Raw genomic sequence first — 25,755 nt, forward strand, 5'->3', positions numbered from 1 at the left:
CCTCGTGGCAATAGACCTTTTGCGGGAATAGGGAGAAGGTGGATAGAAGTAGTCCAGTAGATAGTAGTTCTCACCCGTCAAGGATTGTCGATGCCCCAACCGCCATTTCCCGACTTCTACCCCCCACGCCGCCATGCCTGGTTTGTCTATCTTGTCCAGCAGATCGCTGCGCTAGTGGGACACTGGCACTATCGATTTCATCTTGTGACACCGCCCGAGGGTTTGGAACGGTTGCGATCGCTGCGCCATCAGCGTCTTTTGCTCCTGCCAAATCATCCGACGTTTCATGATCCGGCTGCTATCTTTGTCCTTTCAGCCCGTCTGGGGTTCCCCTGTTATTACCTCTCAGCCCATGAACCCTTTCGTAGTAGTCTCGGGGTTTGGTTGCAACGACTCGGAGGGTACTCCATTCGCCGGGGGATGGCAGATCGTGCCAGTATTGCCCAGACGCTAGAACTACTGACTCAACCCACTTGTAAACTGGTGATTTTTGCTGAGGGCGGCTGTTCCTTTCAAAATGATACCGTTATGCCCTTTCGCTCCGGAGCCATCCAGATGGCATTTCAGGCAATGCAGCGGTTGGTGAGGCAAGGCCAGCCCCTCCCCGATCTCTATGCCGTTCCCATCAGTCTCAAGTATCGATATACCCAAGACATGACAGCGGTAATTGATCAGTCGTTGATCGCCCTGGAGCAGGCATTGTATCTCACAGCTAAGGGCGATTTCTATGAACGATTGCGGGCGGTGGCAGCACAAATACTCTTGGTTTGTGAGCAAAACTATGGCTTAGCGAATGCCTTAGATCTGGAAAATTGGGATTGGGATCAGCGGGTTGCCAGACTCAAAACCTATATTTTGGAGGGCTGTGAACATCAGTTAGGGTTGACGGCAACTCTGGGAGAGTGCGATCGCGATCGCACCTACCGCATTCAAGCAGCCCTCGCAGACTGGAATCCCCCCCACAATGTTGAGGTGCAGTGGACACCCACCGCGATCGCTAAGGCTGCATCCCGCGTGCTCAACTTTGATGCCATTTACGATGGTTATGTCGCTGCAAATCCCACCCCGGAACGTTTTCTCGATACCCTGATCCGCTTTGAGCGGGAAGTCTTCAACATTGATCAACCTCGACCCAAGGGGCAGCGTCAGGTCTGCTTGCACATCGCCGAACCCTTAAATCTCAAGGATTGGTTCCCGGATTATCAGCAGCATCGGTCGCGGACAATTACGACGTTGACGGACAAGATCCACCAGACCGTTCAGCATCACCTGGAACAATCTCTAACCCAGGCAGAGTGCTGACTCTAACAGCACTCCGGTTGGCAATCTCCACCATTGCTTGGAGGCGAAATCTTAGGATAGAGTAGCGCCTGATCTCCTAACTGGGAGAAGATCGGAACCCTCCATACACCCATACCCATGATTGCAGATGAATCATCAAGAAGTTCCTGATTACCCCTCTGGAAGAGACGGGAAACCTTGCCTTAAACCTGTGACTATCGAGCCCGCCTCCCATCTGGATAACAACGACGGAGGGGCGATCGCCCTCGCACCTGATCCGATTCTTTGCCCCCACTGCCTACGTACTGCTGACAACGGCATAAAATGTCAGGGGATCTGTGTCGCTGATAGTGCTTATTGATCAAATATCTCCTAACGCTCTCCAGTGCCCCCAATGCTTCACTTGAGGAGGTTTCTATGATAAGAAGGGCGATGCTGATGTCATTCAGGGTCTGGAGATGAGAGCATTGGGAAATACTACGTCAGAGCCTCAACTCAATCGCTGCCTTGGTCTGGTATCTGTAACAGCACAGGCTGTTGCTGTCGTAGGGCCAACGATCACAGCGGTGGTCAATATCCCCCAGGTCTATCTGAGTGCCGGTAGTGCCAGTTGGATGACCTATCTCGTTGCGACGGTATGCATCCTGATGGTGGCCCAAGTGCTGGAGATCTTTGCCCGTCGAGCCGCTGGTACAGCGGCCCTAGCCAAATTTGTCCAAATGGGGCTGGGACTTACGGCTGGGCGAGTAACCGCCTGGTTGCTATTTCTTGCCTATGCAGGATTCTGTGTCCTCCTGCTGGCGATGTGTGGACAGAGTCTGGTCGCCCTGGCCGCCGCACTAGATGTTTCACTGCCGCTGTTGCCCCTATTGGGGATCGTCACCCTGGCAACCTGGCTATTCACCTTGCGAGACATCCGTCTCTCCAGCTTCATGGTGCTGATCCTCGAAGGGGGGGCGATCGCGATTATTCTTTGGCTCTGCGGAGTGATTCTATTTCATCACAGTGTCCGGGTTGATCTTTCCCAGTTCCGCATCAGCGCAGCGACGCCAGTTCAAATACAGTCCGGATTGATGCTGGCCTTCCTCAGCTTCATGGGGTTTGAAAGTGCCGCCACATTGGGGGGAGAATCCCGTGAACCGTTGCGGGATATTCCCAGGGCACTAAACATTGCGACGCTGTTGCCGGGGGGGTCTGTTTCTGGTGTGGGCCTACATTCTGGGATTGGGCTTCCAGACAGCTCCTAGCTCAGTCCTCCATGCCGACAGTCCGTTGATTAGTTTGGGGGACTTTTTGGGGGCACCAGCTGCCGCGATCATCATTGGTTTCAGTGCCTGCCTCTGCTTCTTTAGTGCGGGTCTGGGTAGCCTGAATGCCTTGGCGCGTGTAGGACTAACCTTAGGAAAGGAAGGACTGATGCCGCCGATTATGACCGTGATTCATCCCCGTTACCGCACCCCGGTAGGTGCCTTGACCGTCGGGATGGGTGGGGTAATGCTGATCACGATTATCCTGATCACATTGGGCTTGCCGCCCCTCCAGATTAATGATGTCTGTGGCACCTTCGGCACCCTAGCCCTGCTTCTTGTCTATGGGTTGGTGGCACTCTCCCTGTTGCCCTATCTGTATCGGCTGGGGGAATTGAACCGCAAGTATCTCCTGCTCGGAGGGGGAACTGCCCTCCTATTACTGATGGTGACGACGATATTTCTCTCCAGTCTTGGCAAGGGAGCGGTGCTAGATGCAGTGCGGTTATTCTTTGGACTCCTGATGGTGGGTATCGGGCTGATTGCTTGGCAACAACGTCCGCAACGTCCCCAAGCATAGGGGTAAGACTCTACGATTCGTTAAGAGAATTTCTGACCAAGGATCACACTGGAAGGCGAGTCCTCACCGATCTACCTTCTAGCATCAAGCCGAGGGAGCGGAGAGTTGGGCTGATTTGATGCGCCTCTTCTAAAGGGTCACACAATGGAAGAGATCCCTCACACAGAATCAGCTATGTTGCAACCCCAGGGTTTTTGTCAGCGATCAATTGTCACCACACTGGGCCGAATGGTCTACTACACAAATGAAGAAGCCCCATGGGTAGCTGCGAATGCCGCTCGGCTCTCGGCTCTGAAAACCCTCGTGTTTTTCCATGGGTTTGGGGGTGGTTCATCCGCCTACGAATGGTCAAAGGTCTATCCAGCCTTTGCGTCGGATTATCACATTTTGGCTCCGGACTTGATCGGTTGGGGGCGATCGCAGCATCCGGTGCGCGACTATCAGATTGAGGATTATCTGACGACGATCACAGAGTTTCTAGCGCAAACCTGTGATGGCCCAACAACAGTCATCGCCTCTTCTTTAACGGCTGCCTTGATCATTCGAGTGGCGATCGCCCGTCCGACCCTCTTTAAATCCTTGATTTTGACCACCCCGTCGGGACTGTCTGATTTCGGCGTTGACTATCGCCGCAGCTTTTTTGCCCAATTGGTCAGCACCCCCGTGGTTGATCGGGCGCTTTACAGTCTGGGCATTGCCACCAGCAATGGAATTCGCACGTTTTTAGAGCAGCGTCAGTTTGCCCAAGCCAGCCGAGTTTACCCAGAGCTAGTCCAGGCCTATTTGCAATCTGCACAGCAACCCAACGCTGAGTATGCAGCCCTGTCATTTGTGCGGGGTGATCTCTGCTTTGATCTCTCTGAATTTATTGGCCAACTGACAATTCCTACAGCCATTCTGTGGGGACAGCAATCTCAGTTTACAGGGCCAGATCTTGGACGGCGACTGGCTGCGATCAATCCTGAGGCGATTCGGATCTTTCTGTGCCTGGACGATACGGGACTGACTCCCCAACTCGAATTGCCAGCCGTAACCATCGGGTTGATTCAACAATGTTTGCCTTTGTTAGATTGACCCACTGGTTAAGCGAAGCACTGAGAATGCAATTCACATCTGGGTCGAGCCAGCCCATACCCCTGACCCAGATCCACCCCCAGCTGTTGACAAAATGAGATGTCTTCAACGGTCTCCAAGCCCTCGGCTACGACTTTAATCCCCATGGTGTGGGAGGCATCTACGAGGGCCTTGATCAGAACTTGCTTCACAGGATGAAGACTACAACCGTTGATCAACTGGCGGTCTAGCTTTACCAGATCGGGCCGGACATCGGTGACGTAGTGGTCAAGGGCAACCGTGCTCCAGAGATCGTCAATGGCAATGCCAAACCCCAAGCTACGAATGTATTCAATCACCTGTTTCAACTGCGAATCCTGAGGCACTGCTTGGATCTCTGTCAGTTCCCAAACAATTTGCTGGGGCCGTAACCCCAAGGCTAAAATCGCTTGAAAGTGCTCCTCAAAAACTTGAGGGTGGTGCAAGAGAGTCTTTGGTAGGACGTTAATAAAGAACGTCTCTTCAGGCCCAATCTCGGAGATGGCTGAGATACAGGTTGTCCGGGCCAAATGGTCAAACTCATGGGCCAGGTTCGTCGAGCAAGCCGCGTCAATTAACTGCTGCCCAGAGAAGATTACCCCCTGATCGTTTTGTGCCCGTGCCAGACATTCATGGGCAAATACCTGCCCAGACTGGAGATCAAAAATGGGCTGGTAGACAAAAAACAACTGCTGTTGCAACAACACATGCAAAAACCAGGCATCTTTCATGGACTGCATGAGAGTGTTTAAAGGTTGGGCTTGCAGTAGATCCATCAACAACAGTTGCGGCACAAAGCTCCAGGCTCCCTCCTCCCTGGTGGAGGGGGTTGGGACAATCACGTATCGTGCGTGAGCCTGACTGGTGACTGAGATCCTGGCATCAATCGACTCAAGGATCTGCTCTAACCTGCCCTTGGTTAAATCAATAAACAACAGTTGGGGGAAGGCAGGAATGGACTCAAACCCTAACTGACGGAGGATGGCGTGCATGGCATCATCACCGGGGTGAAGCACCAGACGGCAGCTTTTCTCTAGAAGATAAGTGCGTGGCATCACAGATTTCTGTGTTAATAATGTCACATTAAATCTCTAAATACGTCAGTGATTAAAAGCTTATTTTCAATATATCGGACGAAGTAATTCCTAGAGAGCGTTAAGAATTACACACGCTTGGGAAACTTACCAGGCTCCCTTGTGGAGGTGGATCAACGGGGTAATCATTCGTCAGCTGCGATCGCTTGAACCCCAATAACCAGAAAATTTGCTGCTCAACCCGGGCTAACTCCTGAGAGTAGCGGGAATTTTGGGGAATCAGGACTTGATGGTAACGAACCAAACCTTCAAGTTGGCTGACAACGTGAGCTATTTCGAACTCATCAAGATATAAGCTGTTCAGGACTTGATTGAGATCGGCGAGGGGGTGGGCTGTCATAGCTGCCCCCGGAGCAACAATACTCTGAAACCTATCTAGGTGCTGCCTCAGCAGCCGACGGAGATAATAGGCGGTTAATGGAGAGAGCTGCATTGTTTTCTCCCTACAAACTCAGTAGTAGCAGTAGGCACAGTCAGTATACTGAGCAATCCCACGCAGGGATGGATTGATCAGGTAGTTACTGCGTCGTTCGCGTCGGGTGCTTGCTGCCGCACCTTTACCGATAGGAGTTCCCCCAGCCCCAAGGACTCACTCAGGAGGCGGGCGATGACATAGATTCGATAGTCGTTATAGAGATCTGTGTCGTGAGTCATGGCGAATGTCCTAAGAATCAGTAGAAACAGATATTGTTAAGAATTGTAACTGAATCGGGTGTGATTGGCAAGCAACCATTGTTGGGTGTTCTTGAGGTTACTGGAGCCACGGTACAGCAGCCGTGATTGCCGATCTTGGCTACGCAGTGATAATACTCTGCCTTCAGGCTAATTATCCGTAAAAACTCTGTGAAGAGATAATAAAGTAAGTGTCTTTTCCTCAGATCAAGCTACTCAGGAACAAGTTGAGTGCCGAGAACATCCCACAATTGGCTCTGCCAATAACTATATTTAGTGCTTAAATTTAAGTTTTTTATCACTACAACACTGAATGTATATTTCTTCGGGTGGTTTCCCGATTTAGGATAGCCCAGCATTATCGACTCGGGAATCCTTCGTGATCTGCCTTGGATTGAGGTCGCATAAGTGAAAATACGGGTAAGTCTTCTTGGATCACTGACCCAGCATCTGCAATTGATACAAACTGGCATACAGTCCCTGCTGTTCCAGAAGTTCTTCATGGGTTCCGGACTCCACTAGTTGTCCGCGCCGCAACACCAAAATGCGATCAACGTTGCGAATCGTTGAGAGGCGGTGGGCAATGATAATGGCGGTACGCCCGACCAGGAGCCGCTCTAATGCCTGTTGAATCAGCGCCTCTGTCCCCACGTCTAAACTAGCCGTGGCTTCATCCAGTACCAACACCTGGGGGTTGCGAATGGCTGCCCGAGCAAATGCCAGCAGTTGCTTCTGTCCCCCCGAAAGATTCGACCCCCGCTCTCGTAGCAGGGTGTTGTACCCCTGGGGCAGCGTCGTAATAAAGTCAGCTACATTGGTTTGCTCCGCAGCCCTTTGCACCGCTGCCATGGGATAGGTCTCACCCAGGGTGATGTTACTTTTGACATCCCCCGCAAACAGAAAGCCATCTTGCAGAATCACCCCTAGATAGCGTCGTAATTCTTGCTGGGGGAAGTCTCGAATATCCACCCCATCGAGCAGAATCCGCCCCTGATTAGCCTCATACAATCGACAGAGCAAGCGGATAATCGAACTTTTGCCAGCTCCCGTTGGCCCGACCAGCGCCACTTTTTCACCGGGACGAATGGTAAAGTTTAAGTCTTGCAGGATATAGTCTCCTGGTTTGTAAGCAAACCAAACCTGCTCAAACCGAATTTCACCTGTGGTGGGGGGCGCGAGGGGATCAGAGGTCGCGTCGGGCTGTGTGGGGATGATCTGCCACTTACCATTGCTGGCAGCAGCAGAGTCACGGATTTCAATCGGTTCCGTCAGAATATTGGTGATCCGTTCAATGGCCGTAAATCCAGATTGAATCGCGGTAAACTTTTCGGCAAACTGTCGCAACGGGTCAAATAATCGCTGGGCAAATAGAATAAATGCCGACAGTACCCCAAAGCTGAGACTCCCCTGCATCAGCTTCCAACCGCCTAACCACAGCACCCCGGCGATCGCCACGAGGGCTATCCACTCCAGGGTCGCTGAGACGGCTGAATCATAGAAAATGGTGCGATCGACTTCCTTGATGTAGCGCTGGTTAATGGTACGAAACTGCTGAGCGTTGAACTGCTCGCGGCGAAACAGCTGCACCACACTGACACCGATGAGGTTTTCCTGGAGGGCAGAGTTCAGCGCCGAAAGTTCATCCCGTGCGCGGTAATTGGCAATGCGATATTGTTGCTGAAAGTAAATAATTAACACGGTGACGGGGAGTAACATCAACACCAGCAACACCGCCAGTTGCCATTGCAGCCAAAACATGGCGATCGCAATCACGATCATCGAGAACAAATCACTGACAATGCCGATGGCTCCCGTGGCAAACACATCCCCCAAGGCTTCGACATCACTGGTGAGACGGGTAATCAACCGCCCCACGGGGGTGCGATCAAAGAATCGCATCGCCAGGGAGGTCACATGCTCAAACAAATCCTTGCGAATATCTGCGGTAATCCGTTGCCCAATTTTCTGGACGAGGAAGCCCTGTACCCCTTGCAACGATAACTGCACGGTTACCGTCAGCAGGAGGACTGCCCCTAAAATATTGATACCTTCCAAGAGGCTGCGATGTCTGAGGAAAGGATGGAGGGTTTCTTCCTGCCGAATCAGAGAAATCACCTGACCAATGATAATCGGCTGGACAGCTCCCGCGATCGCCAATGGGATCAGCAGCAACATGGAAAGGGTGAGCAGGCGACCACTGCGACGGGCATAGGGAACTAGGCGGAGGAAGAGCCGCCAATCATTTTCTGGATGACGGGGTGTACCACGGGTTTCAGTGACAACGGGGGAGGAAGTCATGGAAAACTTGTAGTTTCCTTAACAAATCATCTGCCCTCCAACTGTAACGCAGTCCTCAGACCAGCATCATGGGAGAATCGAGTCGAGTCGGTTCGATAGCCGGAGCGGCTTCCGCACCCCTATGCATATCCTTTTGGTTGATGACGAAGTTGAACTGACCGAGCCCCTCAGTCGGGTACTCAAACGCGAGGGCTATGCAGTCGATGTCGCCTTTGATGGGGCTGTGGGGGGTCAGTTGGCGATGCAGGGGAGTTACGATCTGCTGATTCTGGACTGGATGCTACCCCAGCAAACTGGACTGGCTCTTTGCCAGCAGTTGCGATCTCGGGGGGATAAAACGCCCGTCCTATTTCTGACAGCGAAAGATACCCTGGATGACCGGGTGTTAGGTCTGGATGCGGGAGCCGATGATTACCTGGTAAAACCCTTTGAGTTACGGGAGCTGCTGGCGCGGGTGCGGGCATTGTTGCGACGGCCTCCGACCTTAGCATCTGGGGGACAACAGCTGCAAGTGGAAGACCTAACCCTGGATTGTGTCAATCAACTGGCCTACCGCGATCGCCGCTCCATTGAACTGTCTGACAAAGAATGCCAACTGCTGGAGTATTTCATGCGCCATCCCGGCCAATTACTGACCCACAGTCAAATTCACCAGCAGGTTTGGGGCGAGGAAGAGAAGCCAACCAGTAATGTCTTAGCGGCACAAATTCGCCTGTTGCGGCGCAAAATTGAAGCTGAAGGCGAAAAGATTCTGATCCATACGGTTTATAAAAAGGGCTACCGCTTTGGTTCTACGCCGGGTGTTTAACTCAGAGACATCCCTGGATCTCCACCCTCAAGCCGTTGTTGCATCAGGCAATCCCCGTCACCTCTGCGATCGCTGGATTTATCCAGTGGCAAGATCGAACAGCTCCTGGGCTGGTGAGACTTGGACAGGGTTCCCAAGATGGTTTTCGGGCAATCCTGCCCCATCGACCTTAAGGGCCGACCAGTTGGGCAGCCTGATTAAAAAACTGACGGCACAGCCCCTGGGTGACCAAGAGGGTGGTGATCAAGGTAGCAAAGGCTAGCATAAACATGATCAGCATTTGATAGAGAGAGGCATCCAAGGGACTGACCCCACTCAGCATCTGCCCGGTAATAATCCCCGGCAAGGTTACAACCCCCACCACCATCATGGAGTTAATGGTCGGAATCAACCCAGCTTTAATGGCGGCTTGCCGATAGTGGGCGATCGCCTGTTGTGGGGTGGCTCCTAAACAGAGATGGGTTTCAATTTCCAGGCGGCTCGACTGCACCGTACTCACCAACCGTTCCCCAGCGATCGCACTGGCGGTCATAACATTGCCCAACACAATCCCAGCCAAGGGAATCAGATATTGGGGGTCATACCAGAGACTGGGGCGAATCACCAGGAGGTTGACATAGGTGAGGGTAATTGCCGTACTGCTCAAGAATGATCCCCAGAGAATTAACCACAGTTGGGGAATCTGGGAACCAATGCGGTTCCGAGCCACGGTAACGGCGATCGCCAGCATCAGTGCTAGCACCAAGAGAACCGCCCAAGGATTTTTCCAGGTAAACACCACCGCCAGAAAATAGCCCACCACCAGTAATTGCAACACCGTTCGTCCGGTTGCGATCGCTAGAGTTGCGGCTAGACCCAAACGCTGCCATAACGAGATGCCAATAGCGACAGCCATCAGTCCCAAGGCCCAGGTCAGATCGGTTAAGTCTAACTGAATTAATGATTCCAAGGCTGACCTCCGTTGTCATTGCTGATGAGTTTACTTTAGTTGCTTCCTTGGTTCCAGCAATGGGCCTGCGATCGCTGATATGTTTGGGGATTTGCTGCAATGATAATCTTTGGTACGAAATACAGTACGCATGAGATTGAGTATGCTACTTTTCTATCAAGCATTGTCTTCATTTCCACAACAATCTTTCGCAGGCCAATGCCCATAGCCTCATTTGTTATTACCTAAAATTAGGCAAACCACTTATGGTCAGCTCAGCCTTAAATCTCTCCAGCCTTAATGGCAGCAACGGCTTTGTAATCAACGGCATCAATGTAAGCGACAATTCAGGCTATTCAGTTAGCAGTGCCGGGGATGTCAATGGTGATGGCATTGAGGATCTGATCATTGGCGCACCCTATGCCGACCCCAATGGCCTTTTAAATTCAGGCCAGAGCTATGTGGTCTTTGGCTCCACCAGCGGCTTTAGCAGCACCCTGAGTCTCTCCAGTCTGGATGGCAGCAATGGCTTTGTCCTCAGCGGTATGAATGCGGATGACCATTTAGGCAGTTCCGTCAGTGATGCGGGGGATATCAATGGCGATGGCATTGATGACCTGATCATTGGCGCTATCTTTGCTTCTCCCAATGGCATCGATGGTTCCGGCCAGAGCTATGTGGTGTTTGGCTCCACCAGTGGCTTCAGCAGCAGCCTCAATCTCTCCAGCCTCAATGGCAGCAACGGCTTTAAAATCAATGGCATTAATGCGAGTTGACTCCTCAGGCAGCTCAGTCAGCAATGCCGGGGATATCAATGGCGATGGCATTGATGACCTGATCATTGGCGCTATCTTTGCTTCTCCCAATGGCATCGATGGTTCCGGCCAGAGCTATGTGGTGTTTGGCTCCACCAATGGCTTCAGCAGCAGCCTCAATCTCTCCAGTCTGGATGGCAGCAATGGCTTTGCCCTCAATGGCATTAGTGCGGATGACTTCTCAGGCTGGTCGGCCAGCAGTGCCGGGGATGTCAATGGCGATGGCATTGATGACCTGATCATTGGCGCACCCGATGCCTCTCCCAATGGCTTTTATTCCGGCCAGAGCTATGTGGTCTTTGGCTCCCCGCGTGGAACTGGCAACGATGACTTAGTTACAGGTACTGCAGGCAATGACTCTATTGAAGGTTTGATAGGTAATGACACCCTGCTGGGCTTAAGCGGCAATGACTCTTTAGTGGGCGGTGATGGCAACGATTCCCTGATCGGCAGTTCGGGCAATGACAGCATTCAAGGGGACGATGGCAATGACTCCTTGAATGGGGGGGCGGGTAACGATTCCCTGCTGGGGGGAGCTGGCAACGATTCCCTCATCGGTAGTACTGGCAATGACTCCCTGGTGGGGGGTTTGGATGACGACACCTATGTTGTCGATGATGCGGGCGATGTGATTGTTGAAAATCTCAGTGAGGGCATTGATACCGTTCAGTCCAGCATTAATTTTACCCTGGCAGCCAATGTCGAGAATCTGGTGTTAACAGGCACTGCTGCGATTAATGGCAGCGGCAACACCCTCAATAATCAGATCACCGGGAATGTTGCGGCCAACAATCTCACTGGGAGCAGCGGCAATGACACCCTGAATGGGGGCGATGACAATGACACCGCAAACTACAGCACCTTCACCCAAGGGATTACCCTCCTCCTACCCACCGGGATCGTCAACAAAGGCAGTAACGGCATCGATCAACTCATCAACATCGAAACCATTATTGGGGCCGTTGGTCAAACGAATATTATCGATGCTTCTACGGCAACAGGAATTACAAGCATCAATGCTAATTTGGCCACTCAATCCCTAACGGTGAATGCCGGACTGCCTTCGCCCCAGATCTTTACCGTTACCAATTTTGTCAACGTCATTGGCACTAATAACAACGATACGATCGCAGGCAATAGTGACCATAACCACCTGGAAGGGAGGGGAGGCAACGACACCCTGCTTGGCAATAATGGCAACGACACCTTAGATGGGGACACCGGGGCAGATTCCCTCGTAGGGGGTCTAGATAACGATACCTATGTCGTAGATAATGCTGGCGACATGATTGTCGAGAATGCCAACCAGGGCATTGATACAGCTGAGGTTAACTTCAGCTATACCCTGGGTGCCAATGTCGAAAACTTATCCCTCTTCGGTACCGCCCTCACTGGCACGGGGAACGAGTTAGCCAACTTAATCAAGGGGTTCAACGGCAACGACACCCTGATGGGCAACAGTGGCAACGACACCTTAGATGGCGGCAGTGGTGCAGATTCCCTGGTGGGGGGTCTGAATGACGACACCTATGTCGTGGATAATGCTGGCGACGTGATTGTCGAGAATGCCAACCAAGGCATTGATACTGTTGAAGTTGACTTCAACTATACCCTGGGTGCCAATGTCGAGAACCTCACCCTGATCGAAAGTGCTGCCACCAACGGCAGTGGCAACATCCTTGATAATCTGATCACAGGCAATACTGCCGCCAATACCCTCAATGGTGATACGGGGCATGACACCCTGCTTGGCTTAAGCGGGGATGATACCCTGCTGGGAGGCGCTGGCAACGATTCCCTGATCGGCAGTTCGGGCAATGACAGCATTCAAGGGGACGATGGCAATGACTCCTTGAATSGGGGGACGGGCAACGATTCCCTGCTAGGAGGCACTGGCAACGATTCCCTGATCGGCAGTGAAGGCGATGACTCCCTCCGTACGGGGGGTAGATGACGACACCTATGTCGTAGATGATGCGGGGGATGTGATTATCGAAAATGCCAATGAGGGTATTGATACCGTTCAGTCCAGCATTAGTGCCAACCTGGCAGCCAATGTCGAGAATCTTACCCTGATCGGCAGTACTGCCACGAATGGCAACGGCAACACCCTGGATAATCTGATCACCGGGAATACGGCTGCCAATACCCTCAATGGGAGCACCGGTAATGACACCCTGCTGGGCTTAAGCGGCAATGACTCCCTGGTGGGCGGTGCGGGCAATGACTCCCTGATCGGCAGTTCGGGCAACGATAGCATTCAAGGGGTACGATGGCAATGATTCCTTGAATGGGGGGACGGGTAACGATTCCCTGCTGGGGGGGACGGGTAATGATTCTCTGATTGGGACTGAAGGCAATGATTTTCTGGTGGGGGGSCTGAATGACGACACCTATGAAGTGGATACTACGGGGGATGTGATTGTCGAGAATGCCAATGAAGGCATTGATACCGTTCAGTCCAGCATTGGTTTCAATCTGACCGCTAATCTAGAGAATTTAGTGCTTACAGGCAGTGCGGCTATTAATGGCAGTGGCAACACCGTCGATAATTTCATCCGTGGGAATATTGCTATCAACACCCTCAATGGTGGCATCGGCAACGATTCCCTGAGCGGCAGCGATGGCAACGATACTCTTTTCGGTGGCTCGGGGAATGACTCCCTGGTGGGAGGGAATGATCCCTTAGAGTCCATCAACAGTGTTGCGATCGATAACGACAGCCTTGTCGGAGAAAGTGGGGATGACAGTCTCTATGGTGGTGTCGGCAATGACCTCATTTATGGAGATGATGTTGCGGGTATCCTGAGCGGCAATGACCTGATCTCCGGTGGCTATAGCAATGACACCCTCTTTGCTGGCGCTGGGAACGACACGTTAAGGGGTGACAGTGGTCTTGACGTTATCCTGGCTAGCAGCGGCAATGACTTCGTTGATGGGGGGACGGGCAATGACACGATCCAGGGTGAGGATGGCAATGACACGTTGCTGGGTGGCTCGGGCCAGGACATCCTTCGAGGGGACGATGGTAATGACTCCCTGGACGGGGGGACGGGCAATGATACCCTACGGGGTGGGGCAGGTAATGACATCGTTTTTGGTAGTGCGGGCAATGACAGCCTCCGAGGAGAGGATGGCAACGATACCCTCTCAGGTGTAGGGTTAGGTGATATCGGCCAAGGTGCAATTGACACCTTAACGGGGGGAGCAGGTCGCGATCGCTTTATCTTGGGAGATGGAGCCAATGCATACTACAACGATGGCAATGCAGCGAGTTCTGGCTTTGGTGACTATGCCTGGATTAAAGACTTTAGCAGTTCCCTGGATGTGATTCAGCTTGAAGGGTCTGCCAGTGAGTATGTGTTGGGAGCAACGCCCATTGTTGGGGTAACTGGCACAGCGATGTATCTGGACTCAGACAGCAGTGCAACGGTGAGCGCCAATGATGAGTTGATTGCCATTGTGACTGGGTCTGGAGGTTTGAACCTCTCGGCGGGTTACTTCCAGTTCATCTAAAAGTTTGGGGCGATGGTCATTAGTTTAGCTGCTCCTCAGTTGCTAGATTGCCCTCTGACCATCGCAGCCATGCATCTAGATCAGCAGCACTGGAAAAGTCTAACAGTGCCTCGGGTATTGAACATCAGAACTCGACGACTCTACGAACGAACTCGGATCACCGAGAAAAATTGTTAAATGTTTTACAAAATAGCTCCACCTCTGGAGAAAATAGCCTGAAGACTGAGGCTTGGAGGTCGAGCGATCGCGAAAAAATGTAAAACGTTTTACAAAATACCTCGATGATTGGACTTTGGAACTCGGATCGCCGAGAAAAATTGTTAAATGTTTTACAAAATAGCTCCACCCTTGGAGAAAATAACGCGATCGCCCTGTACCATACTCTGGCGCGGCCAAGGGGGAGCTTGGAAGGGACGGGTTTATGCTCAAGTTCATCGCGGCTAGGTGAATGAAAGCTAACTGCCGTTTCAAGTCAGGTAACTATGGGTGATTCTGCTTCGCCATCAACCACCACAGGACGTAAATTCATCAACCGGATTCCCGGACAGGCCTATCTTTGGCTGGCGGTGGTGATCTTCGGGGCTTCGAGTGCCGTCACCCGTAAGCTGACAGAAATTGGGGCCCATCAATTCCGTGGTGAGCAAAATCCCATTTCCCTGTGCAATGTTTTGTTTGTGGGCAATCTCTGTGCCCTGCTGGTACTGCTGATCATTTATCGCAGACAGTGGCATCGTGCCACCTTGCGACAACTCTCTCAACAACAATGGCTGGGATTGATTCTGGTCGCGATCCTGGCGGGTGCCCTCGCTCCCGGTTTAATTTTTCAGGCACTATCCCTCACCCCGGTGACGAATGTGGTGCTAGTGGGTCGGTTGGAACCCCCCCTGACCCTGGCCTTATCTTTCTGGTTGTTGCGAGAACGGGTGAATGCTTGGCAGGTGTTGGGGGCGATCGCCGCCTTCCTGGGGGTAGCTCTGACCATCGTCCTCCAACCAGTGCGGGAACCCATGATCCAAATGGCAGGCTTCCAGATCGGGGGGGGAGAACTGCTAGCGGCGTTAGGGGCGATCGCCCTGGCGATTGCGTCCATCCTCGGGAAGCAGTGGTTGTCCAAAGTTCCCTTAGGGATTTTCAGTATTGTGCGGACAGGGCTGGGAACCCTGATCTTTTTCGGCGTCGCCCTCGTGCTCTATGGTCCCCGCCACTTTATGGGAGCATTCTCCCCCTTCCTCTGGCAATGGATGCTCCTCTACGGTGTGATCATTGTGGTCGTGGGGCAATCCTTTTGGATTGTTGGCACCCGGGCCTCATCGGTTTCTACAGCATCAATTGTGGGTTCCTGTGTTCCCATCGCAGGCATTTTGGCCGCCTACCTGATTCTGGGGGAAGTTCCTATCCAGGCTCAGTACATTGGGGGGATTGTGATTTTGCTGGGGTTGTGCTTGGGCCAGATTGGGATTCAGCGCCAAATCGATCCGAAGGCTGCCATGGGTTCGATGAGGTCGGTGCCAACAGAGCAGGCGATCGCAGCCAAAATGGGATTTAAAGGCATCTAAATCTGACGGTACCTGAAGCCAGGGACTAGGGTTTCGATTAATCGCCAGATTCCTTCCCAGTCAGCTGTCCAAGGTTTTTGTCAATTTTTGAGCATCCTGCTGGCGCAGATGTTCTTCACAACCAGCCACAGCTGCCAAAACTTGACGTTCTTTTCTGAGGCCAGTAGCGTTTAGAATAACTTTTCAGCAACACGGGTAAATGTAATGTGTGGAATCGTGGGTTATGTCGGTGCTCAACCAGCCAGTGAAATTCTGTTGGCAGGGTTAGAGAAACTGGAGTACCGGGGCTACGATTCAGCGGGGATTGCCACAATATGGCAGGGAGATGTCCACTGTGTGCGAGCCAAAGGCAAACTTCACCATCTCCGGGAAAAATTAGCCGGATTGGACAACCCAGCCTCCATCGGTATTGGTCACACTCGCTGGGCAACCCACGGCAAACCTGAAGAGTATAACGCCCATCCCCACATGGATACTGCCATGCGGGTAGCGGTGGTACAAAACGGCATTATTGAAAACTATCGAGAATTACGGGCGGAACTCCGACAGCGGGGACATGAGTTTCGCTCCGACACGGATACGGAAGTCATTCCCCATTTGGTGGCGGACTTGATGGGGAAAGGGGGGTACGACGGCGGCAGCAGAGTCTGCTTCGCCCTTCCTCGAAGCGGTGCGACAGGCGGTAACGCGGTTGCGGGGAGCCTTCGCCATCGCCGTGATCTGTGCCGATTATCCCCAGGAACTGATTGTGGCTCGACAACAGGCACCCCTCGCCATTGGCTACGGCCAGGGGGAATTCTTCTGTGCCTCCGATACCCCAGCACTGGTCCCCTACACCCGTGCAGTTCTCACCCTGGAAAATGGCGAACTAGCGCGCCTCACCCCCCAAGGCGTATCTGTTTATAACTTTGCTGGCGATCGCCTGAAGAAACAACCCCGGACGTTGAATTGGAACCCGGTCATGGTTGAAAAGCAAGGGTTTCGCCACTTCATGCTCAAGGAAATTTATGAGCAACCAGGGGTGGTGAGAACCTGCCTAGAAGCCTACCTGAATCCAGATTGGTCTTTGGGCAGTAACAAACCCCTCGCCACGATCAATCCCGTGCAGTTGGGGATCACCGATGGGTTGCTGGATGGGGTGGAGCAGATTCAGATTCTGGCCTGTGGAACCAGTTGGCACGCAGGCTTGGTCGGCAAGTATTTACTCGAACAACTGGCCGGAATTCCCACCATGGTGCAGTATGCCTCTGAGTTTCGCTATGCCGCCACCCCCCTGATGCCCAATACCCTCACCATTGGGGTAACTCAGTCTGGCGAAACAGCAGATACTTTAGCAGCCCTGGAAATGGAGAAGCAGCGTCGAGTGGGAAAACCAGCCCCCTTCCAAGCTCGGCTGTTGGGAATTACCAACCGCCCCGAGAGTTCGATCTCCCTACTGGTGGATCAGTTAATTGACACCCACGCCGGGATTGAAATTGGAGTGGCCGCCACAAAGACCTTTGTCAGTCAGTTAATTGCCTTCTATCTCTTGGCACTGGATTTGGCCTATCGTCGGCAAACCTTACCCGTAGAGGGTATTGAGCAAGTGCTGACCGGGTTGCGTCAATTACCGGCGCTGATTGAATTAATCCTAGAAAGTCAGGAACGCTACATTGAGGAGTTAACCCATGAATTTGCTGAGACCCAGGACTTTATTTTCTTAGGACGAGGAATTAACTTTCCCATTGCCTTAGAAGGAGCGCTGAAACTGAAGGAGATCAGCTATATCCATGCGGAGGGCTACCCTGCGGGAGAAATGAAGCATGGGCCGATCGCCCTCTTGGATGCCAAAGTACCCGTCGTGGCGATCGCGACCCCTGGAATTGTTTACGAAAAGGTACTTTCCAACGCTCAAGAGGCCAAGGCACGGGACGCTCGTTTAATTGGGGTGACACCTTTGAATGCCCCAGAAGCTAACGAAATCTTTGATAACATCCTGCCAGTGCCCGCAGTGGATGAAATATTATCACCGATTTTAACCGTCATTCCTCTGCAACTGCTGGCCTACCACATTGCGGCGCGGCGCGGCCTAGACGTGGATCAAACCCCGCAATCTCGCCAAGAGCGTGACCGTTGAGTAAGTTTAAAACTAACTATAAGGAGCTAGAGTCAAGGCTGGCGGATTCTTCCATGCTTTGAGGCAGGTGCAGGCCACATTCCTGCTTCAGACCCTTAAACCGGGTATCCCGTTCATTCTCATCCATCGCCGTCAGGGGGCGGCTAGAATGCCAGTCCCCAACCGTGACATAGCCCTCGTCAAACAGGGGATGATAGGGCAGGTCATAGGTTGTGAGATATTCATAAACCTGCTTGGAACTCCAGTTCAAGATCGGCAGGATTTTGTAAATAGCACCCTGGATACTCACCGGATCAAGGGTTTTTCGGTGATCGGTTTGATTACTGCGAAGTCCTGCCAGCCATGCGGTGACCTTTAGCTCTCGCAGTGCCCGCTGCATTGGCTCTACCTTGCGAATCTGGTCATAGCGGTTGAGGGCTTCCACATCATTCTGTGACCAAAGACGCCCATACAGCGCTTCCATGCGGGCAGGACTCATGGAGGACTGGTAGACCTTAAGATTCAACTTCAGTCGCTGCGTGAGCTGATCGGCAAAAACATAGGTCTTGGTTGGCAGATACCCGGTATCAATCCAGATGACTGGAATCTCAGGAACAATAGCGGTGACCATGTGCAGCATCACCGCAGAGTGAATGCCAAAGCTGGTACTCATCACCAGACCTCTACCAAACGTCTCAACCGCCCATTTCACTATCTGAATAGCATCTGGATCTGAGAACTGCTGATTGATTTCATCCAGGTTGAAGTTGTTGTGGCTCCATCTCAAGCGGGTCGCTGAACTTGACATAGGCTCAATTTTGCTGCACCTAATGGGCTTGGTGCGGTAGAGAATATTTTTTAGATGTTCAGCAATCTTCTCATAAATTTTGCATTCTTTTTGAGTCTGTTCAGAGCTGATGCGGTAACTAGGCACCAGGTCAACCAGGGCAGTGGTTCCACATCAAAAAGTTGACCATTGCCACAGGTTTAGCCCTTCCCCTGCAGAAAAAGTGATCACTAGGGGATGCACTTCACCCGATCAGCAACGGTAGCCCCTCAGGTTGTTACCCATCGGAATAACAGCATCATTCCCCCGAGGGCCAGCAGGATCAACCCTAGCCCACTTAAGGAACGAGCCTTTCCTCTCTTTCCATGGGCCTGGAGCCAGGGAGCTAGCTTTGCATTCAGCACTGGCATCACCCCCCATTGCAGGATACAGATACTGAGGGCATTACCAATCAGCATCGACAGGGCTAGCCCCAGGGATTTTAGGTGGGGGGCAACAAACAGGGTGATTAACATCACCGTGGGATAGAGTCCCAGCAGCACCGTCAGCGCAATTTTCCAGGCAGGGGGGAGTCTAGGGTCTGACCCTTTTACCAGTTCGGCAAACCAAGGCCCAAAGCCTGTCGAGAGGGTCTTGAGCAAAAAGTTTGCACTTTCACCCTGGAGCTTTGCCACCCACTCAGAACGCACAGGTGAATTGAGCCAGTGTTGCAGGGACTCCGGGCTGTCAAAGTTGATGACGACTACCCACTCCAATTGCCCAGGCTCCGTCGGGGGATAGAGATCAGTGGTCTGATAGCCAGGAAAATTCTCAACTACGCGGGTAATACCGTGCTGCCATTCCAGAAAGTGCTCCACACTGTTCACCGGAACGCGATGCACAATTACCGAGGAAGTACGCAAACCAGGGATGTCCATGGGGTTTAATTTCTTCTTGTTCAGCCCTTAACTCACCCAATCAATGCTCAGAGCAATTTGCCTCGACACCCTTAGTAATGGATCTTGTCTGGTTTTGCCTGATACTGCTTCCAAATCTCGACCGCTTCTTCTCGCAGCATTTGCTTTAAGGGGATTTTGCGCTGTTCGCGGGGCAGCGCCAGTTCCTGATAGATGGGGCGATCGTCGAACTGACCGTACTCGAAGGCATCGTCAACGGAGGCACCATAGAAGACTTGGTCAATCTCTGCCCAATAGCAAGTTGCCAAGCACATCGGGCAGGGTTCAGCGGAGGTGTAGAGGGTGCAGCCCTTGAGTTTGAAGCTCTGAAGGGTGATACAGGCTAGGCGGATGGCTTCCATTTCGGCGTGCCAGGTCGGATCATGGCTGGCGACCACCCGATTCATTCCTTCCGCCACGATCTTGCCATCCCGGACAATGACGGCTCCAAAGACGCCCCCTGTGCAGTATTCCAAAGAAGCCCGTGCGGATAACTCAATCGCCCGACGGATAAACTTTTCGTGATCTGCGGTATCCATTCTGAGTCTCCAGTAAGGGGCTGATTCGTGGACTCACGGATCGACTACCGTCAACCCTACAAATTCGGTAGTTAACTTCTTCAAGGATATTTCTCAGAATCAGTAGATGCAGGAATAGGGCCATATCTTAACAACTGAGCTAAGCCACTTCGTACGAACAGAATGCCTGGGATCAAGGGGGGCATTGTTAATTTGAGGCGATCTCCAGAAAGGTTCCCACCTGCTCAAAAACGCTTTCCCGCTCCAGATCCAGGGGAATAATATGATCGGATTGCTCTAACCAGGACAGGCTTTTCACCGCTGAACCCAGATTTTCCTGAATAAACACTGCCCCCCAGGGTTCTACCACACTATCTCGGCGTGGTTGGATAATCAGGGTAGGAGTCTGAACCTGAGGCAGTGCTGACTTCACTTTCTGAATCAACTGACTGGTACTGCGAACCGCTTTGAGATTGAAAGTTTTGTAGAAAATCACCTGCTCCGCTGCTGCTTGCATTGAGCGATCGCGAATGGGTAGATGGAAGCGAGGGACATCTTCAATCAACTGCCCCAGGGAAAATAAATACGCTTCAGGACGGAACAGATAGTACCACTGGTGTTTAATGGCTAAATAGGGGCTCAACAGCACGAGTTGTTGTACCGGGTAAGTCGTTGCCAGATGGAGCCCCAGCAGACAGCCGGTGGAAAAGCCAACCACTGTTACTTGTCTATATCGCTGCCGCAGAGAGAGATAGGTATCGAGGACGTGGGCATACCACTGCTCCCAGGTGGAAGCAGGCATCTTAGAGACGGGTCGATCATGTCCAGGATAGTTAATACCCTGAACTGTCAGGCCCCGTTGATAGAGCGATCGCCCCAGAAGTTCCATTTCATACACGCCCCCCCCCAGTCCATGGAGCAACAGGCAAGCCCGATCGCTGGGGGCTGTGCTTTCCCAAAAAAAAAGGCTGATTCGTGAGCATACAAAAATCTCCGGGTCTTCGGGATTTGATATGTTAGTGTTACTGTTTATACATTTCTAGAATATGCAACCATTATTAACTCAAATACTAAACTTAGATGGAGTTGCCGTTGAAGATTACCGTGATCTAGGAGATCAACTTGTTTTAGAAGTAGAAGCGGATAAGGACTGGGCAATCTGTCCCCGTTGCGAAGAAGTTAGTCGCAACATTCATCAGAGTCATTTTCATTTAGCTCACGATTTAAGTATTAGTAATCGACAAGTCTTATTAAAGTTTAATCGACGCCAATTCAAATGTCACACTTGTAAAAAACCATTTAGTGAGGCATTAGATTTTATTGGTGAGCGGAGACGTTACACAGACCGCTTTGCAGAAATGATAGCCAAACAGGTGATTCATAGTAATACTCATAACGTGGCTCGCAATCATGGTTTGACTGACGACGAAGTTGGGTCGATGGTAGAGTATATCAGTAAAAAAACTGGTCATTAGATTTAAGTAGTCTGCGTCGCTTGGAAATGGATGAAATTGCTCTACGAAAAGGGCAAGAAGATGATGTCGTTGTTTTAGTAGATTTAGACAAAAATGAACTAGCAGGTTTCGCAGAATCGCGCAAGCACAAGGATATCAAAATTAGCTAGACATACTCTAACCGGAAGAGCCTAAAGATGCGGCTATTGAAGCGTTGATTATTGCTGCCGGAGCACGCCTTATTTATCTGCCCTTTGGCGAAGCGTTGGCATAGCCTGCCGCAGGCATAGCTCTACAGCGTCGGGTAGTTCACGACTTGTCTCCAATTGAACGAATCCCACTCAGCAGCATCAGTAATCCACTGATCAGGATTGAGAGAGCCAAACCTCCAAGTATCCAGTCAAGCAGGGTCGTTTCCATGATTCTCTCAATTCCTATTTGGGTAGTGTTTGTACTTAAACGACACTGACCTCCAGGGTCATGCCTGTGTTGTGTAACCGTTTGGCAAGCACATCACCGAGTCCAGTAGCCGGGGTTAGAACCCCACCGCGTTCTTGCCCTCCTGGTAACTCATCCCAATTCAAGGCTAAGCACAGTGCTGATTCGCAGAGAAATTTGACCGTAGCCCGATTCCCAGGATCGCCTTGATCCTGTATCAGCCCCCTGACTCGGCGTCCATCACTGGCAAAACCCAGCAGTTCACAGTGAAACCATCCCTGATTCATGGCCTGCTGCGAGGGGCCACTCCCCGGTTGGGGAAGTAGGGGTTGTAGCAGGTGGCGGCAGATCGTTTGTTGCATCATGCCTGAAAACAGAGCCATGCCAACAGTGACACCCTTAGCCTGAAGCCATGCCCAGGGGGGATTGAATTTCAGGTATTCCTGGTAGGTAAAGTCGGAGCCGTAGGGTGCCTGCCATTGGTCAAATAAGGCACAACTGCGACGTACAATGCGAGTATTCACGGGGCTCATAAAGAATGGACTCACCCAGGTATTGAGGTCTGGGTCATAGTGGGGACGCTCTGGATCTCGATTGCGCTCTATTTTCTCATTAGATTGGTCACCCGGTGGGTTGAGCAGAAAGGGATCACGCACCTGATCTGCTTGACCGGAGTCGTAGAGGTTAAACCCCGAAGCTAGCGTGCCGCCATTAAATCCACCAACCATCTGAAAATAGGCTTTCACCGCTTGGCAGGGAACTCCTAGTTCCTGCTGCATGTAGCGAACCACTAGATAGGTGCCCAGATCGGAAGGTACGGAATCAAAACCACAGCAGGGAATAATCCGGGTGCCGTCGGATGAAGCTTGCTGATGATAGCGATTTATCAAGCGCTTGACCCAGGGAGTTTCACCCGTAATATCCACATAATGAGTCTGAATCCGCACACAGGCATCAACGATGCCATCCCCATAGACCGCAAAGGGGCCAGCGATGTTCACTAAAATCCGGGTCTGGGAGACCATCTCATCGATCGCCCGTTGATCTTGGCTATCCGCGACGATGACATTCACTTCAATGCCGAGTTGGGATTTAACCGCTTCCAGCTTTTGTCGGTTCCGACCCGCGATCGCCCAATGCACCTGACCTGGGTGAGTATGCTGGGCAAAGTATTGCACGGTTTGCTGACCAACGAAGCCCGTAGCCCCATAGAGGACAACATCATAACGACGGTTAGCCATGGGATCTAATTCTCCTGAGCAACCATGCGATTTCTGACTTGCTTTACAATCCTAAGACCTAATTCCAGTAACAGTGGAAGCAGCCAACCCCGCCCTAGCGTTTTTACAGCAAGTGCAAGCCCGAAAACCTTAGAGTGATGCTCTGTCTCAGAAGTGTTGAAAGATAGCTTATGGTTTCCCTAACGAGTAGGGAGTAGACGGTTTCGATGGATAGCCTGATCAGCTCCCTGGCTTGATCGGCGGTCAGGGTTTCAGGTGATATCGGCAGCAGTGCCCCCGAAAGCTTTGAACTGGGTTGCTATTTTCTGGAGTTCGACTAGACGCTGTGGAGGTTTCGCTCCTTCCGCATCCGCAGCCCATCTCATCAGCATGGGAACCTCCCCCACCAGAAACCCTCGAACAATTTCCTTTTCTTGTTCGGTTTTTATCTGCCTCAGTAGCATTTCTATGAATTCTTTTTCCACCTTCTATTCCTCTAATTCGAGTTTCCATTCAATTGGTTTCCCTAACGAGTAGGGAGTATAAAACGATCTCTGCCCTCATTTTTAGGATTTGTAGGGTCTATACGAATTTCGTAATGGTATAAAACCGCCAAAACATCAGCAATAGACAAACAACCTCCTATATGCCCAACACCTAAGTGGCCAATTTCATTCACAATAAAGCGCCTTATTTCTTTTGCCTTATCTTCAACCAAACTAACGTTAAAATTCATAAACATTCTCCTTTCAAACAATATTAGTAATAAGAGTAATTACGCCCATAATAAAAAGTGCGCTATAGGTAACTTTGGTAAAAACGTCATTATGTATCTTGTTATGTGCCCAAACACCTAAAACTGTGCCAACTGCTAAAAATATTAATCCGTATAAAGATGTGTTTACTACCTCTGTTGTAATTTGATTAGCCAAATACATTTGTGTAAGCAAAATAACATTTAGTGTAACCCAAATTAGGCACAATGTGGCTCTAAAGCTAGATTTGTTTTTTAGTTTTTCAGTGGCATAAACAATAATTAGCGGCCCACCAGATGCAAACGCGCCATGCACAATTCCACCGCAGAAAACGAGAAAAAGAGCAGGAGCATCTTTAATTTGCATAGCGTTTGTTACTATACCAAAGCTAATTAAAATACCTCTTATTGAAACAATAACCATAAACACCCCAAGAAATATCAATAAACCTGATTTTGGCAGAACATTGTAAATTAAAATGCCAATAGGCAAGCCCATCAAAAGTAGTAGCATCATTTTGTTATATTGTTTCCAGTCAATATCCTTATAAGCTTTAATAAGAACATAACCACAAGTAATCACTGTGTAAAGTGTTAAAACAGGTTTTGCTACATGAATGCCTACAAGCATAGAAACAAGCGGCATAGACAACACAGTGCTTCCAAAACCAGTAATGCCTTCTAAAAAGTGCACTGCAACAACGATAAGCCCAAAAAGTAATATAGTAGTCCAAAAACTCATGTTTTCCTCCAGCCTATCGTGATAACAATTCGTTTATGTATAACACTTTGCCTATTTTAACAGCTTCTTCAGCGGCAATACCAACAACAACTGCATAAAGACCTTCTGTTACAGTTGCAGTGTCTGTTTTCGCACCTTCAATGTTATCTATAAAGTGTTTGTGCTCGAAGTATGTGCCACCCTTATGTCCGCTTTCTTGAATAACTGTTGGGTAACAAGGGGCACTAATTTTAGAAGCTGCGTATTCAGAAGCTAATATTTCCAAATGAGTTTCTGGGCGTTTATCTGGCAAGTAGTCATCGTTTTCAAAACCTCTTAGCCTACCTTTGTTTCCATTCAATTGGTTTCCCTAACGAGTAGGGAGGGGCAATAGTCATGGTTTCGCAGTTTCGATAGACGGAGGCGTGGAGGGAAGGGGTTCTTTCCCAATGTCGTACCACAGCAAAACGACAAATTCCTGTTTATCAGGATTTTCAGGATCACTCTTCAGATCGTCACCTTCCTGCTGCCATTCATCCCCTTCTAGTTCGTTGTTGATAAAGTCAGCTAATTCCGCTGCATCCTGAGGGGTTGCCTGCCGTTTGTTGGCTTTCAGAATCTCCAAAACACGCTCTTGATCAACCATTGCTAATAGATCCCTTCCTTATTTTTGCTGGTTTAGTGAGTTTCCATTCAATTGGTTTCCCTAACGAGTAGGGAGTACCACTTCCCTAGTGGTATCGTGCCAGTTGAAGTGCAGTTTCCATTCAATTGGTTTCCCTAACGAGTAGGGAGACGGATATTAACTGATTTGTAATGGCATGAAGATAAGTTTCCATTCAATTGGTTTCCCTAACGAGTAGGGAGACGGATATTAACTGATTTGTAATGGCATGAAGATAAGTTTCCATTCAATTGGTTTCCCTAACGAGTAGGGAGACGGATA

Annotated in this window: 26 protein-coding genes and 3 pseudogenes; 14 read left to right on the top strand and 15 right to left on the bottom strand. The window is 50.9% G+C overall.

All coding sequences use genetic code 11. The annotated features are described in order from the left end of the window. Nucleotides 1-90 precede the first annotated feature (90 nt). The 5 genes from DO97_RS16565 to DO97_RS16575 all read left to right on the top strand — a co-directional run bounded on the left by DO97_RS16565 (nucleotide 91) and on the right by DO97_RS16575 (nucleotide 4,182). Nucleotides 91-1,302 carry a lysophospholipid acyltransferase family protein gene (locus DO97_RS16565; protein WP_036535524.1) on the top strand — a complete coding sequence of 404 codons (1,212 nt, stop codon included), beginning with the start codon at nucleotides 91-93 and terminating at the stop codon, nucleotides 1,300-1,302. A 190-nt stretch (nucleotides 1,303-1,492) separates the two neighbouring features. Continuing rightward, nucleotides 1,493-1,642, top strand: a complete 150-nt coding sequence (locus tag DO97_RS24490) for a hypothetical protein (RefSeq protein ID WP_162183017.1) — start codon at nucleotides 1,493-1,495, stop codon at nucleotides 1,640-1,642. Between the two features lie 106 nt (nucleotides 1,643-1,748). Beyond that, complete coding sequence (locus tag DO97_RS26895; RefSeq protein ID WP_239651811.1) at nucleotides 1,749-2,528, top strand: APC family permease; 780 nt, start codon at nucleotides 1,749-1,751, stop codon at nucleotides 2,526-2,528. After that, on the top strand, nucleotides 2,485-3,108 hold the full coding sequence (locus DO97_RS26900) for an amino acid permease (protein ID WP_239651812.1): 624 nt from the start codon (nucleotides 2,485-2,487) through the stop codon (nucleotides 3,106-3,108). The genes DO97_RS26895 and DO97_RS26900 overlap by 44 nt, the downstream gene beginning before the upstream one ends. 174 nt (nucleotides 3,109-3,282) lie before the next feature. Continuing rightward, nucleotides 3,283-4,182 (top strand): alpha/beta fold hydrolase, encoded by a 900-nt coding sequence (locus tag DO97_RS16575; RefSeq protein WP_036535526.1) that lies wholly within the window; start codon nucleotides 3,283-3,285, stop codon nucleotides 4,180-4,182. 8 nt (nucleotides 4,183-4,190) lie between these two features. Here DO97_RS16575 and DO97_RS16580 read toward each other — a convergent pair whose 3' ends face one another. The 4 genes from DO97_RS16580 to DO97_RS16590 form a co-directional block, all read right to left on the bottom strand. Then, the gene (locus DO97_RS16580; RefSeq protein WP_036535529.1) at nucleotides 4,191-5,255 is read right to left on the bottom strand and encodes an EAL domain-containing protein; all 1,065 of its coding nucleotides are present in this window, start codon (nucleotides 5,253-5,255) and stop codon (nucleotides 4,191-4,193) included. Nucleotides 5,256-5,355: 100 nt separating this feature from the next. Beyond that, nucleotides 5,356-5,727 carry a hypothetical protein gene (locus DO97_RS16585; RefSeq protein ID WP_052128870.1) on the bottom strand — a complete coding sequence of 124 codons (372 nt, stop codon included), beginning with the start codon at nucleotides 5,725-5,727 and terminating at the stop codon, nucleotides 5,356-5,358. Nucleotides 5,728-5,804: 77 nt separating this feature from the next. Next, nucleotides 5,805-5,948: a hypothetical protein gene (locus tag DO97_RS24085; protein ID WP_156120628.1), complete on the bottom strand. Its 144-nt coding sequence runs from the start codon at nucleotides 5,946-5,948 to the stop codon at nucleotides 5,805-5,807. A 453-nt stretch (nucleotides 5,949-6,401) separates the two neighbouring features. Continuing rightward, complete coding sequence (locus DO97_RS16590) at nucleotides 6,402-8,264, bottom strand: ABC transporter ATP-binding protein (protein ID WP_036535531.1); 1,863 nt, start codon at nucleotides 8,262-8,264, stop codon at nucleotides 6,402-6,404. 121 nt (nucleotides 8,265-8,385) lie between these two features. Between DO97_RS16590 and rppA the strand changes: the two genes are divergently transcribed. Both rppA and DO97_RS27840 read left to right on the top strand, forming a co-directional pair. Further along, nucleotides 8,386-9,072 carry a two-component system response regulator RppA gene (gene rppA, locus DO97_RS16595; protein WP_036535534.1) on the top strand — a complete coding sequence of 229 codons (687 nt, stop codon included), beginning with the start codon at nucleotides 8,386-8,388 and terminating at the stop codon, nucleotides 9,070-9,072. A 38-nt stretch (nucleotides 9,073-9,110) separates the two neighbouring features. After that, a complete protein-coding gene (locus DO97_RS27840) occupies nucleotides 9,111-9,245 on the top strand; it encodes a hypothetical protein (RefSeq protein WP_275575051.1) in 135 nt (44 codons plus the stop codon). Here the strand turns inward: DO97_RS27840 and DO97_RS16600 are convergent. Continuing rightward, on the bottom strand, nucleotides 9,242-10,021 hold the full coding sequence (locus DO97_RS16600; protein ID WP_036535537.1) for an ABC transporter permease: 780 nt from the start codon (nucleotides 10,019-10,021) through the stop codon (nucleotides 9,242-9,244). The genes DO97_RS27840 and DO97_RS16600 overlap by 4 nt on opposite strands. Nucleotides 10,022-10,320: 299 nt before the next feature. Between DO97_RS16600 and DO97_RS31400 the strand changes: the two are divergent. The 6 genes and pseudogenes from DO97_RS31400 to glmS all read left to right on the top strand — a co-directional run. Then, a pseudogene (locus tag DO97_RS31400) lies at nucleotides 10,321-11,662 on the top strand (hypothetical protein); the annotation flags it as partial. 267 nt (nucleotides 11,663-11,929) lie between these two features. After that, a pseudogene (locus DO97_RS31405) lies at nucleotides 11,930-12,769 on the top strand (calcium-binding protein); the annotation flags it as partial. Beyond that, on the top strand, nucleotides 12,741-13,097 hold the full coding sequence (locus tag DO97_RS24090; RefSeq protein ID WP_052128873.1) for a calcium-binding protein: 357 nt from the start codon (nucleotides 12,741-12,743) through the stop codon (nucleotides 13,095-13,097). The pseudogene DO97_RS31405 and the gene DO97_RS24090, both read left to right, overlap by 29 nt. 4 nt (nucleotides 13,098-13,101) lie before the next feature. Next, entirely contained in the window at nucleotides 13,102-14,331 is a 1,230-nt protein-coding gene (locus DO97_RS21415) for a calcium-binding protein (RefSeq protein WP_052128874.1), read from the top strand. A gap of 482 nt (nucleotides 14,332-14,813) precedes the next feature. Then, the gene (locus DO97_RS16620; protein WP_052128875.1) at nucleotides 14,814-15,887 is read left to right on the top strand and encodes a DMT family transporter; all 1,074 of its coding nucleotides are present in this window, start codon (nucleotides 14,814-14,816) and stop codon (nucleotides 15,885-15,887) included. 204 nt (nucleotides 15,888-16,091) lie between these two features. Next, a pseudogene (gene glmS / locus DO97_RS16625) lies at nucleotides 16,092-18,007 on the top strand (glutamine--fructose-6-phosphate transaminase (isomerizing)). A gap of 12 nt (nucleotides 18,008-18,019) precedes the next feature. On the opposite strand, the gene cysH reads toward glmS, so the two are convergent. The 4 genes from cysH to DO97_RS16645 form a co-directional block, all read right to left on the bottom strand. Further along, the gene (gene cysH, locus DO97_RS16630) at nucleotides 18,020-18,790 is read right to left on the bottom strand and encodes a phosphoadenosine phosphosulfate reductase (protein ID WP_052128880.1); all 771 of its coding nucleotides are present in this window, start codon (nucleotides 18,788-18,790) and stop codon (nucleotides 18,020-18,022) included. Nucleotides 18,791-19,038: 248 nt separating this feature from the next. Further along, the gene (locus tag DO97_RS16635; RefSeq protein WP_036535540.1) at nucleotides 19,039-19,686 is read right to left on the bottom strand and encodes a putative antibiotic biosynthesis monooxygenase; all 648 of its coding nucleotides are present in this window, start codon (nucleotides 19,684-19,686) and stop codon (nucleotides 19,039-19,041) included. Between the two features lie 71 nt (nucleotides 19,687-19,757). Then, nucleotides 19,758-20,243, bottom strand: coding sequence for a nucleoside deaminase (locus DO97_RS16640; RefSeq protein WP_036535543.1), 486 nt, complete (start codon nucleotides 20,241-20,243; stop codon nucleotides 19,758-19,760). Nucleotides 20,244-20,430: 187 nt separating this feature from the next. Further along, nucleotides 20,431-21,111: an alpha/beta fold hydrolase gene (locus DO97_RS16645; protein ID WP_239651814.1), complete on the bottom strand. Its 681-nt coding sequence runs from the start codon at nucleotides 21,109-21,111 to the stop codon at nucleotides 20,431-20,433. 157 nt (nucleotides 21,112-21,268) lie between these two features. On the opposite strand from DO97_RS16645, the gene DO97_RS16650 reads away from it, so the two are divergent. After that, nucleotides 21,269-21,697 (top strand): helix-turn-helix domain-containing protein, encoded by a 429-nt coding sequence (locus tag DO97_RS16650; protein ID WP_052128876.1) that lies wholly within the window; start codon nucleotides 21,269-21,271, stop codon nucleotides 21,695-21,697. A gap of 434 nt (nucleotides 21,698-22,131) precedes the next feature. Here the strand turns inward: DO97_RS16650 and DO97_RS16660 are convergent, their stop codons facing one another. The 6 genes from DO97_RS16660 to DO97_RS16680 form a co-directional block, all read right to left on the bottom strand. Then, nucleotides 22,132-23,355, bottom strand: coding sequence for a saccharopine dehydrogenase family protein (locus DO97_RS16660; RefSeq protein ID WP_036535549.1), 1,224 nt, complete (start codon nucleotides 23,353-23,355; stop codon nucleotides 22,132-22,134). 251 nt (nucleotides 23,356-23,606) lie between these two features. Next, the gene (locus DO97_RS16665) at nucleotides 23,607-23,819 is read right to left on the bottom strand and encodes a hypothetical protein (RefSeq protein ID WP_036535552.1); all 213 of its coding nucleotides are present in this window, start codon (nucleotides 23,817-23,819) and stop codon (nucleotides 23,607-23,609) included. Nucleotides 23,820-23,860: 41 nt separating this feature from the next. Then, nucleotides 23,861-24,070 carry a hypothetical protein gene (locus DO97_RS24095; RefSeq protein ID WP_072016485.1) on the bottom strand — a complete coding sequence of 70 codons (210 nt, stop codon included), beginning with the start codon at nucleotides 24,068-24,070 and terminating at the stop codon, nucleotides 23,861-23,863. 13 nt (nucleotides 24,071-24,083) lie between these two features. Further along, entirely contained in the window at nucleotides 24,084-24,830 is a 747-nt protein-coding gene (locus DO97_RS16670) for a sulfite exporter TauE/SafE family protein (protein ID WP_036535555.1), read from the bottom strand. Between the two features lie 13 nt (nucleotides 24,831-24,843). After that, the gene (locus tag DO97_RS16675; RefSeq protein WP_036535558.1) at nucleotides 24,844-25,170 is read right to left on the bottom strand and encodes a Gfo/Idh/MocA family oxidoreductase; all 327 of its coding nucleotides are present in this window, start codon (nucleotides 25,168-25,170) and stop codon (nucleotides 24,844-24,846) included. Nucleotides 25,171-25,203: 33 nt separating this feature from the next. Next, a complete protein-coding gene (locus tag DO97_RS16680) occupies nucleotides 25,204-25,455 on the bottom strand; it encodes a hypothetical protein (RefSeq protein ID WP_036535561.1) in 252 nt (83 codons plus the stop codon). Nucleotides 25,456-25,755 lie beyond the last annotated feature (300 nt).

Source organism: Neosynechococcus sphagnicola sy1 (assembly GCF_000775285.1).
In the GTDB taxonomy this organism is placed as follows: Bacteria; Cyanobacteriota; Cyanobacteriia; order Neosynechococcales; family Neosynechococcaceae; genus Neosynechococcus; species Neosynechococcus sphagnicola.